Raw genomic sequence first — 16,290 nt, forward strand, 5'->3', positions numbered from 1 at the left:
GAAAAACATGGCTGAAGAAACCATCTTTAGTAAGATCATCAATAAAGAAATTCCTGCAGATCTGCTATACCAAGACGACTTAGTAACGGCGTTTCGCGATATTAACCCTCGCGCTCCTAGCCATATTTTGATTATCCCAAACAAGCTGATTCCAACAACCAACGATGTTGAAGTCGAAGATGAAGCGATGATGGGGCGCATGTTTACCGTTGCTCGTAAGTTAGCAAAAGAAGAAGGAATCGCAGAAGATGGCTATCGTCTTATCGTGAACTGTAATTCTCATGGTGGTCAAGAGGTTTACCATATTCACATGCACTTAGTGGGTGGCCGTCCGCTTGGTCCGTTGCTTATGAGCTAACCAAAACAAGTTGATGAGTTGGTTAAAAAGCTAATGAGCTAACGAAAACTCGCCAATTAGTTGATTCACATAAACAGCTAGTTGGAAAATTTGTAGTTTGTATGCCAACTTTAAGTTCTATCTGTTGTCTGAATGTCGGCATCGCCTAGGTAGAGGCTAAATCAGTAGGGTTTCAACTGGCTTGAGATCCTTTTTACAACACGTTTCGTTTTGATAATGAGACAACTAAAGTTGGCATTTGAAACATGCACGGAGACGATAAGTGAAGCAACAGTTTAGATTCGCTTCCATTGCCCTGTTATCGGCGTTGACCGCGGGATGTGCAAGTATGTCTGCAGGCAGCCTGTTCAGTCATTACAGCGCACAAAACAAAGCTATCTATCAAGCGGTGAAGTCTGGAGATTATTCAGAGGCTCAACAAGAGTTACCAGATTACGCGGCAGGAGCCATCCTTGATAACTTTGAAAGAGGCAGAATTAATCTGCTCGATCAAAAGTACCCTGAGAGTAAGTCTTCGTTTGAATTGGCCGATCAGGCCGTAAAAGAGCAACAAAACAAAGCCGTGATCTCTATTTCAGACAGTGCGACCAGCGTGGGTGCGTTGGCTGTCAACGATAATATTACCGAGTATGTGCCGCCCGATTACGAGTTAGGCTTTCTTCATCTTTATCTTGGCTTAAACTACCTCAAGAAGAACGATCTAGAAGGTGCGGTGATCGAAATGCGTCGTGCCAACCAAGTTCAAGAACAAGCAAAGAAGCAACGTGAAGCTGATCTAGAAAGAGCCGCTAACGATGCGAAGAAGCAAGGCTTGTCTGCCAATGTCGGTAGCATCCTTGCCAATTATCCGGATGCGGGTAAGAAGCTGCAGTCAGTTCAGAATGCGTATTTGATGTTTTTTTCTGGCCTGCTTTATGAGGCTTCAAATGATTTAAACAGCGCTTATGTTGATTATCGACGTGCTTTGGCGGTTATGCCAGAGAACCAAGAAGTCATCGATAGAACGATGGCGACAGCCGCTCGTTTAGGAATGAGGCAAGATTTAGCGACACTTGAAAAGCGTTACAAGCAATCGTCTAAGCTTGGCAACGGTCAAGGCCGTGTGATTGTGCTTCAGGAGCAAAGCGCTGTTCAAGCAATGGACAGTTGGCGATTGGATTTACCTATTTATGACAGTCGAGATCAGGGAGCGGTATATTCTCTGGCGCTGCCATATTACCCAAGTCAGAGTGTAGAGCGTTTTCCAACCCTACGAATCAGTGGGCAGCCGTTGCAAGAACACTTGCTCACGGACGTAAACGCAATGGCTCAGAACGATTTATCTGAACGCCTGACGACTATTGTAATTCGTCAGGCTCTGCGTGTTGTGGCAAAAGATCGTATCCGAAAAGAAGCAACTAAAGGCAACGACGTTGGTAATATTTTGTTCAATGTGTGGAATGTATTCACCGAACAACCAGATACTCGTAGTTGGCAATCGTTACCAGCTGAGATTAAGAGCAGCACGTTTGTAGCAAGTAGCGGTCAATATACGTTAGAAGCGGGCGTGAAAACGTATGACTTTGATATTCGAGAAGGGCAGACCACCGTGGTTTGGATTTCTCGACAAGGGAACAACGCAACAATGTGGCATAAACAGCTAGGGAGGCTGTAATGAAAAAGTGGTTAGTGAGCTTAGCAGCGGTTATAGCTCTAGCTGGTTGTGCTGATAATACAGCTGGCGTAAGGGTTGATAGCCTGACTCAGAACGTATTCTTTGGTGACAAGGTATTGGGCAGCCGTTTAATGGTTGAAGATATTCGCACCGACCAAATTGATGGTCATACACGAGGAATCGTTCGTTTAAACAGCAACTATAAAGGCGATCAACATATCCTCTATCGTTTCTATTGGTACGACGATGCAGGGCTTGAGGTCAACCTAAAACAAGGCCCTTGGAAGCAAGCGATTGTTCGTGGCTTTGAAAGTATTTCGTTGTCAGAAGTATCGGTAAACCCGAAGGCAACTCAGTTCCGAGTTCAGTTCCGAGAGCAGTAACTCATCAGAACAAAGTTAAAATAAACAGGGATCAAAAAAGAAGAACTATTGATTCGCTAATACAAGAATTTAAGAGTGAGGGTCACCCCACTCAGTGATAAGTTAAGGAAATAACATGAAAAAGAGTGTCATTGCGTTACTAGGTTTAGCGGTTATTTTAGGTGGTTGTTCAAACAAGGTAAGCTACGGTGATGCACAAGCAGTAGAAACCACGACAATCGATTTCGGTTCAACTGACCTTCAAACGATTGCGGGTGAAATGGTCGATAGCATGATGGCTTCTGGTTCTGTGGCTTACATCACTCGTGAGCAGCGTCCAATCGTGTTTGTAGAGCGAATCAAGAACAAAACCAGTGAGCACATCGATACAGAGTCAATTACTGACACTATCAGTACTAAGATGTTGAACTCTGGCAAGTTTCGCTTCGTTGATATGGACCGTGTAGAGTCTGTTCGTGACCAATTGAATTTCCAAAATAATGATGAGTTGGTAAACCAAAGCTCAGCAATCCAGTTTGGTAAAATGGTCGGTGCGCAATATATGTTGTACGGCAACCTATCAAGCATTGTAAAGAAAGACGGTAGCGATGGAGATGTTTACTACAAAATGACGATGCGTCTAATGGATCTTGAGTCTGGTTTGATTGAATGGGCAGATGAGACTGAAATCCGGAAGCAACAATCTAAGAGCCTACTGGGTCTTTAATTTCGCTTACTTGTTAACTCAACGCAGCCAGTATTGACAGTGTTTAGCTTGGCCATACGCCAATGCAACAGATCAAATGCTGTTTTATGAAGAGACACTGGCTTTTGGTCAGTGTCTTTTTTGTAAGAACTGAAGACGTTTATAGGGAATAAACAATGGCAATTTTTTCTTGGTCTGAGGCTAAGCTTCTTGATACCAGTCTGAGTTCGCTTGATGGTTACTTTTCTGAGCCACCAATCAGGGCGCAGACCTTAACAGGCGGTTTGACTAATCGATGTTGGAAATTGGTTTCCGCAGACGAGAAAGCGTATGTTTGGCGCCCGATTACGCCGATCACTAAAGCTTTTTTTATCTCTCGTCATGAAGAGTACCAAGTATTGTCTACCATAGAACGTCTTGGTATTGGCCCAAGCCCAATACTGGTTAATCAGCACGGGTTACTAGTCGAGTGGGTAGCAGGTGATACGTTATATGAGGGGCTAGACCTATATCACCTCTTAAAAACACTCACATCGGTGCATTTAGTTAACACCAAGCGACTACCACTCCAACCGTTTAGCTTCACCGCACGAGTTGACCATTACTGGCTTCAACTTGATGATGCACACAAGAACGAAACCTATACTACTATTTATCAAGAATGGCGATCAGCTCCGAACATCTCAAGTGTTGGTTTATCTCTGTGTCATTTTGATTTGGGTGGTTATAACCTCGTGAAGAGTCGCGACGGAATCAAAATCATTGATTGGGAATACGCAGCGTTGGCAGACCCAAGACTAGACTTGGCTTTAACCATCTCTGTTGCCGGTGCGCCTATCGCTGAAGCCGTTCATCAGTATTGTCAGCTGCGAGACATCCATGATGTGCAGGCTTGGGTGGACGGGGTAGATCAATGGTTACCACGCTGTCGAATGATGGCAATGCTATGGTATTTATTGGCACATCAGTTATGGGGAGACGGTAGTTACGTAGAGGAAGCGGAAGATCTTAGCCGCACTTTCTGTAATTAGGATCACGTTTAGGAAGTGAAAAAAATCTAATTTTATTTCTCTTTACTTTAAAACCTTACTTTTCATGTTAGATTAATCTAAGCGTACCAGTATTCAATAAGGGAGGTACAAATGATTATTTACCTGCATGGCTTCGACTCTACGAGTCCCGGCAATCACGAAAAGATATTGCAGCTGCAATTCATTGATGATGATGTTCGTTTTATTAACTACAGTACTTTGCATCCCAAACACGATATGCAACATTTACTTAAAGAAGTGCATAAAGTGATAGAGCAATCCGATGACCCACATCCAATCATTTGTGGCGTGGGTTTAGGGGGTTTTTGGTCTGAGCGTATTGGTTTTTTGTGTGGGATTAAGCAGGTATTGTTCAACCCTAATTTGGAACCTGAGAACAACATGGTTGGCCGAATAGATCGCCCTGAAGAGTACGAAGATATCGCAACTAAGTGTGTTTCTCAGTATCGTATGAAGAATAAAGGACGTTGTTTAGTTATACTTTCTCGTGCTGATGAAATTCATGATAATACAAAGACTGCAGCTGCGCTTGAAGACTACTACGATGTTATTTGGGATGAGAAAGAGAGCCATAAGTTCAAAAAAATTTCTCAGCACCTTCAGACAATAAGTGCTTTCAAAAACGCTTAATCACTCTATTCTATTTTCTAAAAAAGCAGTACTTAATCGAGTGCTGCTTTTTTACATCTAAACTAAGAGGGACTCTTTTTTCTAGATGTTGATGTATGTTTGATTATGAGCTGTTCAAACGTTAGCTCATTCGTTGCGAATCCTCATTAAGGTTATGGATTATTGTTGCGGTCATCTTTTTGCTATATATAATGTTCACAAGAAAAATATTTTGACAAATATCAAAAAAAATTGAGAGCGAGTGAAAAACTTGCCCATTATTTGTGTTCTTCCTCGAAGGTCGACACCTTTTAGTTTTACCCACGTGAGCAGAATAACAGAAAAGCATTTGTTATTTGAAACCCCTCTAACTACTCGTGAGCTGTTGTCAGCCATTATCACAGTTATCAAATAAGCCGTAACCTTTGAAGGTGGGCCGAGTAGATATATAGAATTTATCGGTTGGAGTAATCGAGCCGAACCCCATTTATTCATTTTGTAGAGGATTGTCATTGTGACAAAAATTATCGTAGTAGGCGGTGGTGCTGGTGGTTTAGAGCTAGCAACGAAACTCGGTCGTACCTTAGGTCGTAAAAAACGTGCTCAGATTACCTTGGTAGACCGCAAAGCGAGTCACCTATGGAAGCCATTACTTCATGAAGTAGCAACTGGATCGTTAGATGAAGGTGTTGATGCATTGAGTTACCGCGCGCATGCAAAAAACCACTACTTTGACTTCCAAATGGGCAGCCTGAACGACATCGATCGTGAGCGTAAAGTCATTGCTCTAAGCGAGTTTAAAGATGACCACGGTGAACTGCTTATGCCAAGCCGTGAGCTCGAATACGATATCCTGGTGATGGCGCTAGGTTCCACGTCAAATGATTTCAATACTCCAGGTGTTCGTAACAACTGTATTTTCCTTGATAGCCCAGAGCAAGCACACCGTTTCCGTACAGAGATGAACAATCAGTTCTTGAAGCTTCACGCTAAAAACGGTCAAGGGACCGTCGATATTGCGATTGTTGGTGCTGGTGCGACAGGCGTAGAGCTTTCTGCAGAGCTACACAATGCGGTTAAAGAGCTTCGTACTTACGGCTTTGGCGACCTAGACTCAAGTAAGCTGAACGTGAATCTTATTGAAGCGGGTGAGCGTATTCTCCCTGCTCTTCCTCCTCGTATTTCAAGTGCTGCACACTCTGAGCTAACGAAGCTTGGTGTAAACGTTCGTACTAATACTATGGTGACGCAAGCGGATGCTGATGGCCTAACAACCAAAGATGGTGACAAGATCCCAGCGCAAATAATGGTTTGGGCTGCAGGTATCAAAGCACCAGATTTCATGAAAGATATCGGTGGTCTTGAGACTAACCGTATTAACCAATTGGTTGTAAAAAACACTCTGCAAACTACGTATGATGATAACATTTTTGCTATCGGTGACTTGGCACAATGTACACAAGCCGATGGTTCATTCGTTCCACCGCGTGCACAAGCAGCCCACCAAATGGCAAGTTGTGCATTCAGCAATATTATTGCCAAACTAAACGGTCGTGACCTGAAAGATTACATCTACAAAGACAAAGGATCGCTTGTTTCATTAAGCCGTTTCTCTACGGTAGGTAGCTTGATGGGTAACCTAACCAAAGGCTCTATGATGGTTGAAGGTCGTATTGCTCGTATAGTTTATATATCTTTGTACCGTATGCATCAAATGGCGCTTCATGGATTAATCAAAACATCGTTGATGATGTTAGTTGGCCGTATTAACCGTGTACTTCGTCCAAACTTAAAGCTTCACTAATCGGTTACGCTTTTTTAAAGAGTGGTGTACACAAATAATCAAAAAGAGCTCTTTGGAGCTCTTTTTGTTTGTGTTGATTCATTGCTATCTCTGCATACCCCACTCTAACAACGGTTAAGAGGTTGGAGGTAACACGGAATAAACAACGCCATCTTTCGGCTTTCCATTAAATATAAAGCGATTCTTGGCGATGGTTTCTCGTTCAGCGCCACATTTCTCAATCAACCTTTGACTTGGTAGGTTCTCGGTGTCGCAGACAATCTCCAAACGCGTTAACTTGAGTTGCGCGAAACAAAATTCAAATAGTGCGAGCATCGCTTCTTTAGCGATCCCTTTCCTTTGAAAGTCATCACCCACCCAATAACCTAAACTCGCCATATTAAAGGTGTGATAAAGTTCATTGATCGCAACCATACCGACTAACTTATCGCTTCTTCGCTCAAAGATACCAAAGCCAAATGAGTCTGCTTTGACCCAATTTAAGCGAGTTGCCAGAATGAACTTCTCGGCTTCGACGATAGAAAACTCATTGTGGCACCAGTCTATCCATGGAAGTAAGCTAGGGGAGGACTTTACCAGCTGAGAAAATTCTTGAGCATCTGAGGCTTCAATGATTTTGAGGCTAAGGTGCTGTGTATTAATCTGAAAATCAGGGCTCATAAGAAGTACCGAAGAATGTGTAAATGTTAGGTAAGAATAGTAAGTACGTGTGAATATGTGCTGTACTTAATAAAACGCCCTCACAATGGAGGGCGTATAGAATCAATATACCTTAAGTTATTTATACATCGACTTATTGTGCTACACGTCGAACTTGAATCACCATTCCAAGAAGTGGGTGGTCAAGGTAGTGAGTTTCGGTACTGCGCATACGACGTTTTTGGTCCATGCGGTAGCTCTTAAGGAACTCTTCCACTTCAACGGTCGGAGATATCTCTGTGAGGTTACCAACTTGAACGTTGCTCTCTGCCCCACTTACTGGTGAATCTAGCTCGATTTGTTGTTCTTGTAGAGTCACTTCACGAACACTTGGTGCTTTTAAATCTAACGTTGTTTCAGCGTATAAATAGTGCTGCACGTAGATTTGTAGCTTACCGTCTAATTCATAAAGCGGCTTATCAATGGTCTCTTCTTGAAAGCCATCTGGGTTTGATGCAGTCACAGCGCCTTTCTCAGAACCGTCGGCATTGAACTGCTTAGAGAAGTCTCTACCAGCTTGAATGTGGAAGACAGGAGCATAGCTTTTACCTTGGTCACCTTGACGCCAAGCGGTATGCATCAAAACTTCAAAGCCGGCATGATTACTCAGTCTATTTTTCTGAGGCGCTAACTTATATTCCGAGTAAGGGAGCATCTGCACGCCTTTCCTGGAGCGATATTGGGTATCTTGAAATGAACCAACGCGCTCAAGTGAAATTTCAGGCTGAGTGTTCGGCCAAGACTCGTTGACTTTTTCCGCATCAACAGCGCGCTTGAAAATGATCACTTCTATATCAAATTGTCTCTGCGCCAAACTTGGCAGTGAGACGAACAATAGTAGCAGTGGGATCAGTCTTTTCATTTTTACTCCGTCTCCCAGCCCCTGTTACGGCTGGATAATTTATATGTGCAGTGGATTGGGCTTTATGCCGAAGGCAGCAAGTTCTGTCTGAATTCGCCCAATAAATCACTAACAAATTGAATTCGTTTCCGTCTGTCGACCAATGGTATCGTAAATTTGAACTTTGTTGGCCCTTCCATTGAAAACTTTTGCGGTTGGGATTGCAATAGTTTAACAAGGTAGGCCGGGTTTATGTCAGCATCCGGGTAGAATTCTAAGAATCCGCCCTTATCGTGAGCTTCAATTTTCTTCGCCTTAATAGACGCGGCCGCTAACTTAAGTTCAGATACGGACAACAAGTTCTTGGTGGCATCAGGAAGGCTACCAAAACGGTCGATTAGCTCAACTTTCAGCTCTGCTAGCTCATCAGTGTCACTGACGCTAGCAATACGCTTGTAGGTCGATAATCGAGTATTGATGTCTGGAATATAGTCGTCGGGCAATAGTGCAGGCAGACGCATTTCAATTTCCGTCTGTTCTCGCAACAGGTCATCAAGTGAAGGCTCTCGGCCTTCTTTCAGTGCTTCAACGGCTTGTTCAAGCATTTCCATATAAAGTGTAAAACCAACGGATTGTATTTGGCCACTTTGATCATCGCCTAACAGTTCACCTGCACCACGAATCTCTAAGTCATGAGTCGCGAGAGTGAATCCAGCCCCTAAATCTTCTAAAGAAGCAATGGCGTCTAATCGCTTGATGGCATCTTTTGTCATTGCTTTCGGATGTGGCGTTAGTAAGTAAGCATAAGCTTGGTGGTGAGAACGACCCACACGACCACGTAATTGATGCAGCTGTGCCAAACCAAGGTGGTCTGCTCTATCCATCAATATGGTATTTGCTGTCGGAACATCAATACCTGTTTCGATGATGGTCGTACACACCAGAAGATTGAAGCGCTGATGGTAAAAGTCATTCATGATGCGCTCTAGTTCGCGTTCTCGCATCTGACCATGAGCCACGGTGACTCTCGCTTCTGGAATCAGTTTTTGCAGTGACTCAGCCGTCTTTTCAATCGTGTCGACTTGGTTATGCAGGAAGTAAACTTGACCACCACGCATGATTTCACGAAGTACCGCTTCTCTTACGACGGCATCATCACTCTCGCGGACGAAGGTTTTTATCGCCAAGCGTCGTGCTGGTGGTGTGGCGATGATTGACAAGTCACGCATACCGCTCATTGCCATGTTCAAGGTTCTTGGAATTGGCGTTGCAGTGAGTGTTAGGATGTCAACATCGGCACGCATCGCTTTCACTTTCTCTTTCTGACGTACACCAAAGCGGTGTTCTTCATCGACAACCAGTAAGCCAAGGTCTTTGAATTTAATATCGCTAGAAAGTAACTTGTGAGTTCCAACCAAGATATCAACCTTACCGTCGGCGACATCCTGCATGATCAATTTCTGTTCTTTAGCAGACTTAAATCGAGACAGTACTTCGACACGTATCGGTTGGTTTGCGAAACGGTCGCGGAAGTTTTCAAAGTGTTGCTGAGCAAGTAGTGTAGTCGGTACCAATACAGCGACTTGTTTACTGTTATCGGTACATACGAACGCTGCACGCATTGCGACTTCCGTTTTACCAAAGCCAACATCACCACACACCAAACGGTCCATGGCTTTTGCTTGGCACATGTCAGACATAACGGCATTGATGGCCATCGCTTGGTCATCGGTTTCTTCAAATGGGAATCCAGATTTGAAGGTCGCGTACTGACCGCGGTCTAATACAAATTTGTAGCCAGGTTTGAGCTCTCTCTTGGCGTAAACATCAAGTAGTTCTGCTGCAACGTCACGGACTTTCTCCGCCGCGCGCTTACGAGCTTTCTGCCACGCTTCGCCACCGAGTTTATGTAGCGGTGCAGAATCTTCAGCGCCACCAGAGTAGCGCCCAATTAAGTTCAAAGACGCAACAGGCACATATAACTTGGCATCGTTTTGATACTCAAGGGTCACGTATTCAGTTTTCATGCCGCCGGCTTCAAGTGTTTGCAGGCCGATGTAGCGACCAATGCCGTGGTCAATGTGAACAACAGGCTGACCCGGTTTAAGTTCCGCTAAGTGACGGATTACGGTGTCGCTGTTTACGCTTTTCTGATCTTTCTTACGACGCTGTACAACACGATCGCCGAGTAAGTCGCTTTCACAGACAATGGCGATGTTTTGCTCTTCGTGGATAAAGCCATGCTCAGCAGAACCGAGGATCAGGCTGAACTTATCTTTACCTTTAATCGCCGCGTCGAGGTTTTCAACTTCGCTTGGACGAACTTTGATGCCGCGGAGCAATTCACTAAGTGCTTCACGGCGACCTTCAGATTCAACCGAAAAGACCACTTTGCCGTCGAAGGCTTCAGTGAACTTTCTTAGGTTTGTGAGTGGCTCTTTATTCTGATGTTGTACACTGAGGTCTGGAAGAGACACAACTGGAAGGTTGATACGTCCGGCTTTCTCTTCGATTGAATCTAAGCTCAGATTGACTTGTGGTTTCTGTTTGAAGTGTGCGAACAGTTCGTCTTTCTTCAACCAAAGCTGTTCTGGTGTCAGTAATGGTCGAAGTGGATCAACACCGCGTTGCTCGTATCGGTGAGCAACATCTGTGAGGAAAGTGTCGACAGCTGCTTCTACGTCACCAAGTACCAAGAGTTGCGCTTCATCGGCAACATAGTCGAACAAGGTTTCGGTGTGGTCGAAGAAAAGCGGTTGCCAATATTCAATACCAGCAGGCCATGTGCCTTTAGATACCTGCATATAAACAGATTCTGGTTCACGTCGCGCATCAAATTGTTGGCGCCAGCGAATGCGGAAATCTTCAATAGCACTTTCAGAGGTTGGGAACTCGTGAGCTGGCAGCAAACGGATCTCAGAGATGTCTTCGATAGAGCGCTGATTTTCAGGATCGAAAGTACGGATGGTATCGATCTCATCATCGAAGAAGTCGATACGGTACGGATCTTTACTGCCCATAGGGAACAGATCGAGAATAGAACCACGGCTTGCGTATTCACCTGGCCCGAATACTTGGTCAACATAGCGATAGCCGGACTTTTCAAGCTGCAGGCGCAGTTTCTCTAGTGAATAGAGGTCGCCTGTTTTGACCATTAGGGTGTGTTGCAGCAAAAAGTCACGCGGTGATTGACGTTGCAATAGCGTGCTGATCGGTACTATCGTAATACCATCTTTTAGCGTCGGTAAAGCATAAAGGCGTGCGATACGATCTGAAATGATCTCTTGGTGCGGTGAGAAGCTGTCGTAAGGCAGTGTTTCCCAATCAGGAAATAGTGCGACTTCATGCGCTGTAAATTGTTCTATTTCAGACTGTAGCTTAAGTGCGACTTGTGGATCTGGTACTGCAAGTACAGTATGGCTATTGTGTTGCTCTGCGAGTTTAGCTATGGCTAGAGCGAGAGACGAACCGACTAGGTTACCGATGTGCTTCTTGTCACCGGCTCCTTTGAGTGTAGGTAGTGTAAAAATAGATTGTTTGGTCATGTTAATTTACTTGTTATCTCGTTCTAGAGAGCGTTGACGTAAGAGCTTCTGTTGTTGATGAAGTGCAGCCTTGATCAGTAAGTCTTGGTCAGTATCGCGAAGATGAGCATATTTAAATTTTATTTCGAAGCCTGAATCTTTAGGTTCGCTAGCGAAGACTTCCGCGTAGCAATAAATAGCGGCGGCAGGGTGCTCGATAAATAGCTTAGCTTTAACTAAGCGACCTGTTTCGATATCTGTTTTGGAAAAACAAGAGAACTGACTCGCACCAAAAGAGTAGGTGTGTGTACGAAATTTCTCATCATCTTGTTGTGATAGCATAAAGCTCAACAAGAGGTTTAATTTAGAGTTTTGTGCATCCAATAAACTGGTGACATTCTTCAAGTCGCTGTTTTTCAGTTCAGCGCGAGCACTGTCGGCTAACAGGTCCAATTGGCTAAATTCACTCGCCACAACAAAAGGGGCAGGGATCTCGGATTCGAACTGAATTTGAGAGGGTAAAGTGAAGTTACTTTCCATTGGTTCTATATTCGCGGTAAGGCTGTGGTGAACGGTGAAAAACTCTTGTTCTGTCATGCGTTAGTTCCTTGAAGTGATCTATTGATTATCGCTATGTGGCCGCAGTAATCAAGGTCAGTTAATTGAAAGTCTTAAATAGTTGTTTGAAATATCACTATTTGACAAGGTTCTGTTTTTCAAGCCTAACTAATTGAGTTAATTCACTCTATATTTTCAATTACCCCCTACACAGTAACAGCAATACCCGTTACATTAACCCGCATCCCTTTTTGATGGTTCAAAGTATGTTTCATCCTATTTCAATGTTTGTTGGCCTGCGTTATTTGAAAGGCCGTTCAGGTGATCGCTTTAGCCGTTTTGTTTCTTATATGTCGACGGCGGGTATTACCATTGGTGTGCTGTCTTTGATTACTGTTTTATCGGTAATGAATGGATTCGAAGCGCAGTTAAAAGACCGAATTCTTGGCGTGCTCCCTCAAGCCGTCGTTTATGAGCAAGGAGGCACAACGTTACTTGCTGCTCAAGCCCCTAGCTTTGCAGAGCAAATGTCGCTCAATGGTCACGTTGAACCGATTGTTCGTAGTGAAGCAGTGATACAAAGCCCTGCTCAGTTATCTGCGGGTCTGTTAATCGGCATTGAACCTAATTCAGATGACCCTCTTCAGAATCACTTGATTGCTGGTAGATTGTCTTCACTCCAAGCTGGGCAGTATCAGTTATTCCTTGGTCATACTTTGGCGAGAAACTTAAAAGTCTCGATGGGCGACAAAGTTCGCTTAATGGTCACGAGTGCTAGCCAATACACGCCGTTAGGGCGTATTCCAAGCCAACGAAATTTTACCGTAGCCGGTATTTTCAATACAGGTTCAGATATTGACGCTCAATTAATGGTTACCCACATTCAAGATGCAGGTCGTTTGATGCGTTATAAGTCTGACACCATTTCAGGTTGGCGACTGTTTTTTGAAGACCCGTTTGAAGTGGCAGAGTTATCAAACCAACCGTTACCGGAAGGCTGGTTGTGGAGTGACTGGCGTGACCAACGTGGCGAGCTATTCCAAGCCGTGCGAATGGAAAAAAATATGATGGGCTTGATGCTTGGGCTGATCATTGGTGTTGCCGCATTTAATATTATCTCTGCGTTGATTATGGTGGTGATGGAGAAGCAATCTGAAGTTGCCATTCTTAAGACCCAAGGAATGACCGACGGTCAAGTGATGGGGACATTCATGGTTCAAGGTGCAAGTAGTGGGGTGGTTGGTGCGTTATCGGGGGGCGTGTTAGGTGTTGTATTAGCAATGAACCTCAATACTATTTTAAAAGCGCTCGGTGTCGCTCTGTTCTCATTTGGTGGCCAGCTGCCAGTCATGATTGATCCAATTCAAATCGCCGTTGTTGTGGTTTTGGCTATTGCACTTAGCCTGATTGCCACTGTATTCCCTTCTTATCGTGCATCGTCTGTGAAACCTGCTGAGGCCCTTCGTTATGAGTAATTTTCTTCAATGTAATGATATCCGTAAAACGTACCGTGAAGGCTCGTTAGATACTGAGGTGCTCAAGGGAGTGAGCTTTGAAATCGAAAAGGGTGAGCTAGTAGCAATCATCGGTACCTCTGGGTCAGGTAAAAGTACCTTACTGCATATCTTAGGCGCGTTAGACGATGCTTCAGCTGGTAGTGTGAGCTTTCTAGGCCAGGACTTGTCGTCTCTGAGTTCGAATAAGCAAGCCAAACTTCGTAATCAGCATCTTGGTTTTGTCTATCAGTTCCATCATCTTCTATCTGATTTTTCAGCGTTAGAAAACGTAGCAATGCCGTTGTTGATTGGTGGTGAAAAGCCCGCTAAAGCAAAGCAAGAAGCGCAACGTCTGTTGGATAAAGTTGGATTGAGTCATCGTGTTGATCACCGACCTTCAGAGCTTTCTGGTGGTGAGAGACAACGAGTGGCGATTGCTCGTGCATTGGTGAATAAGCCTGCGTTAGTCTTGGCGGATGAACCAACCGGTAACCTTGACCATAACACCGCACTTTCTATTTACGACTTAATGCGTGAACTCAACCGCGAGTACGACACGGCCTTTTTGGTAGTAACTCATGATGGTGAACTTGCAGGTAAGATGGATCGCCAGCTTCACATGCAAGATGGTTTATTGGTCAACGTAGAAAAAGAGGAGAGCTAAGTGTTTTCTTCTTTATCTCTATTGATAGGTGGCCGATTTAGCAGAGCGAAACAACGAGACAAAATGGTGTCGTTCATCTCTTTGTCTTCGACGATTGGTATTGCCGTTGGTGTGGCGGTGATCATTATCGGTTTGTCTGCAATGAATGGCTTTGAGCGAGAGCTTGAGTCGCGTGTACTTTCCGTTATTCCACATGGTGAATTTGAGGGTGTAAATGAACCAGTGACTCGCTGGAAGCACGTGATTGAGCAGTCGGTGAAAAATGATAAAGTTGTAGCTGCAACACCCTATGTAAAAATTACCGCGCTGGCCGAAAAGGGCAAAGAACTCAAAGCAATTGAAGTTCGCGGTGTTGACCCACAACTTGAACAACAGGTATCAAGTCTATCGAAATTTATTGATAAACAAGCTTGGAGTGAGTTTAAAGCAGGGCAACAACAAATCATCTTAGGTTCTGGTGTAGCGAATGTGCTGGGTGCGAAAGTCGGTGACTATCTGACTTTGATGATTCCAACGGTTAACGGTTCTGTGAAAGTTCAGGCGCCAAAACGAGTTCGAGTGAAAGTGGTTGGCTTGCTGACGCTTAATGGTCAGATAGATCACAGCTTGGCTCTAATCCCGATTGGTGATGCACAAGTTTACGCAAACTTAGGTGAGGCGGTAACCGGGGTTTCATTGAAAGTCACCGATGTTTTGAACGCGAATTCAATTGTCCGTGAGGTTGGCAATCAGCTTGATGTGTATGTATATCTGCGCAGCTGGCAACAGAAGTTCGGTTTCTTATATCGTGATATCCAATTGGTGCGTACCATTATGTATCTGGTGATGGTACTGGTTATTGGTGTGGCTTGTTTCAACATCGTCTCGACCTTAATGATGGCTGTAAAAGACAGAGCATCAGAGATCGCGATTTTAAGAACCATGGGCGCATCAGATGGTCTTGTGAAGCGCATCTTTGTTTGGCAGGGCGTGTTCTCAGGCGTTTTAGGCAGTTTAGTAGGGAGTGCGATAGGTGTCTTAGTGGCGCTTAATCTTACGACGCTAATCAAAGGGCTTGAAACGCTGGTCGATCATCAGTTCTTGTCCGGTGATATCTATTTTGTCGACTTCTTGCCATCACAACTTGATATGACGGATGTTGTTGTGGTTTCCGGCACTGCGATTGTGCTGAGCCTACTAGCGACGTGGTACCCAGCATCACGAGCAGCTAAGTTAAATCCGGCCTCGGTGCTTAGTTCTAAATAATGCTCGCTTCTAATAACAAATAAATCTTCTTTCTCCAGATGCAAAAAAAGGATCCCCCGATGGGATCCTTTTTTATTGGATTCAAACTGCATTTCTTACAACTTTCCTTACATACCAATATTGCAGAGGTTAGTTGTTCATCCGATTTTTGCTTGTATACGTTTTAAGTAAGGTACATACAAGGGTAGGTTTAGTACCTAACTTTTCGCTTCTTCCAGCTTCTTACTACTGAATAGCGCCACAAGCCACGAATGCCAAAGTAGCCAATCATTGCTGAAACCACTCCACAAATTAGACAACCTAATAGGAATGGGGGGCCTATAGTACTCATTTGCGCCAAAATGAAGTCCCACGACAGTTCGAAATGAAACTCTTGAGGTGGTACATGCATAATAAAAGCCCCTACTTTATAAGCAAAGTAGAAGAGTACAGGCATGGTGATTGGGTTGCTTATCCATACGAGTGCAACAGCCAATGGTAGATTAACGCCACACGCGATAGCAAGGCCTGCAGACATAATCATTTGACTTGGTAGAGGGACAAACGCCATGAATAACCCAACAGCGAACGCACCAGCCGCAGAGCGACGATTAAGACACCACAAGTTGGGGTTGTACAAAACATTGCCAAAAACTTTCAATGCTTTCTGACGCTTGATGAGCTCATGGTCAGGCATAAATCGTTTGATAAACTTTCTTGGCATAGGAGGAAGCTACTC

At 44.2% G+C, this 16,290-nt stretch carries 15 protein-coding genes; 10 read left to right on the forward strand and 5 right to left on the reverse strand.

Annotation, left to right across the window (positions count from 1 at the left end):
* Positions 1-7 precede the first annotated feature (7 nt).
* The 7 genes from hinT to OCV24_RS05170 all read left to right on the forward strand — a co-directional run bounded on the left by hinT (position 8) and on the right by OCV24_RS05170 (position 6,545).
* Complete coding sequence (gene hinT, locus OCV24_RS05140; RefSeq protein WP_004736268.1) at positions 8-358, forward strand: purine nucleoside phosphoramidase; 351 nt, start codon at positions 8-10, stop codon at positions 356-358.
* A gap of 262 nt (positions 359-620) precedes the next feature.
* On the forward strand, positions 621-2,012 hold the full coding sequence (locus OCV24_RS05145; protein ID WP_077680629.1) for a COG3014 family protein: 1,392 nt from the start codon (positions 621-623) through the stop codon (positions 2,010-2,012).
* Positions 2,012-2,395 carry a YcfL family protein gene (locus OCV24_RS05150; RefSeq protein ID WP_017057019.1) on the forward strand — a complete coding sequence of 128 codons (384 nt, stop codon included), beginning with the start codon at positions 2,012-2,014 and terminating at the stop codon, positions 2,393-2,395. The genes OCV24_RS05145 and OCV24_RS05150 overlap by 1 nt, the downstream gene beginning before the upstream one ends.
* A 115-nt stretch (positions 2,396-2,510) precedes the next feature.
* On the forward strand, positions 2,511-3,101 hold the full coding sequence (lpoB, locus tag OCV24_RS05155; RefSeq protein ID WP_017057020.1) for a penicillin-binding protein activator LpoB: 591 nt from the start codon (positions 2,511-2,513) through the stop codon (positions 3,099-3,101).
* A 155-nt stretch (positions 3,102-3,256) separates the two neighbouring features.
* A complete protein-coding gene (locus tag OCV24_RS05160) occupies positions 3,257-4,111 on the forward strand; it encodes a phosphotransferase (protein WP_146443686.1) in 855 nt (284 codons plus the stop codon).
* 111 nt (positions 4,112-4,222) lie between these two features.
* Positions 4,223-4,762 carry an alpha/beta hydrolase YcfP gene (gene ycfP / locus OCV24_RS05165; RefSeq protein ID WP_146443688.1) on the forward strand — a complete coding sequence of 180 codons (540 nt, stop codon included), beginning with the start codon at positions 4,223-4,225 and terminating at the stop codon, positions 4,760-4,762.
* 493 nt (positions 4,763-5,255) lie between these two features.
* Positions 5,256-6,545, forward strand: a complete 1,290-nt coding sequence (locus OCV24_RS05170) for an NAD(P)/FAD-dependent oxidoreductase (protein ID WP_150878197.1) — start codon at positions 5,256-5,258, stop codon at positions 6,543-6,545.
* Positions 6,546-6,659: 114 nt separating this feature from the next.
* Here the strand turns inward: OCV24_RS05170 and OCV24_RS05175 are convergent, their stop codons facing one another.
* From OCV24_RS05175 to OCV24_RS05190, 4 genes are all read right to left on the reverse strand, one after another.
* On the reverse strand, positions 6,660-7,205 hold the full coding sequence (locus OCV24_RS05175) for a GNAT family N-acetyltransferase (RefSeq protein WP_150878199.1): 546 nt from the start codon (positions 7,203-7,205) through the stop codon (positions 6,660-6,662).
* A 133-nt stretch (positions 7,206-7,338) separates the two neighbouring features.
* Positions 7,339-8,106 (reverse strand): peptidoglycan binding protein CsiV, encoded by a 768-nt coding sequence (locus OCV24_RS05180; protein WP_077680626.1) that lies wholly within the window; start codon positions 8,104-8,106, stop codon positions 7,339-7,341.
* 62 nt (positions 8,107-8,168) lie between these two features.
* On the reverse strand, positions 8,169-11,630 hold the full coding sequence (gene mfd / locus OCV24_RS05185) for a transcription-repair coupling factor (RefSeq protein ID WP_150878201.1): 3,462 nt from the start codon (positions 11,628-11,630) through the stop codon (positions 8,169-8,171).
* Positions 11,631-11,636: 6 nt separating this feature from the next.
* Positions 11,637-12,206, reverse strand: a complete 570-nt coding sequence (locus OCV24_RS05190) for a hypothetical protein (protein WP_017057027.1) — start codon at positions 12,204-12,206, stop codon at positions 11,637-11,639.
* Between the two features lie 227 nt (positions 12,207-12,433).
* On the opposite strand from OCV24_RS05190, the gene lolC reads away from it, so the two are divergent.
* From lolC to lolE, 3 genes are read left to right on the forward strand one after another with little or no spacing between them, the layout of a single operon-like run.
* Positions 12,434-13,642, forward strand: a complete 1,209-nt coding sequence (gene lolC / locus OCV24_RS05195) for a lipoprotein-releasing ABC transporter permease subunit LolC (RefSeq protein WP_167514256.1) — start codon at positions 12,434-12,436, stop codon at positions 13,640-13,642.
* Positions 13,635-14,327, forward strand: a complete 693-nt coding sequence (gene lolD / locus OCV24_RS05200; protein WP_017057029.1) for a lipoprotein-releasing ABC transporter ATP-binding protein LolD — start codon at positions 13,635-13,637, stop codon at positions 14,325-14,327. Before lolC ends, lolD begins: the two co-directional genes overlap by 8 nt.
* Positions 14,328-15,572 (forward strand): lipoprotein-releasing ABC transporter permease subunit LolE, encoded by a 1,245-nt coding sequence (gene lolE / locus OCV24_RS05205; RefSeq protein WP_150878204.1) that lies wholly within the window; start codon positions 14,328-14,330, stop codon positions 15,570-15,572.
* A 190-nt stretch (positions 15,573-15,762) separates the two neighbouring features.
* Here the strand turns inward: lolE and OCV24_RS05210 are convergent, their stop codons facing one another.
* The gene (locus OCV24_RS05210; protein WP_150878206.1) at positions 15,763-16,275 is read right to left on the reverse strand and encodes a DUF2062 domain-containing protein; all 513 of its coding nucleotides are present in this window, start codon (positions 16,273-16,275) and stop codon (positions 15,763-15,765) included.
* Between the last annotated feature and the right edge of the window lie 15 nt (positions 16,276-16,290).

Source organism: Vibrio kanaloae (assembly GCF_024347535.1).
GTDB classification, from domain to species: Bacteria; Pseudomonadota; Gammaproteobacteria; order Enterobacterales; family Vibrionaceae; genus Vibrio; species Vibrio kanaloae.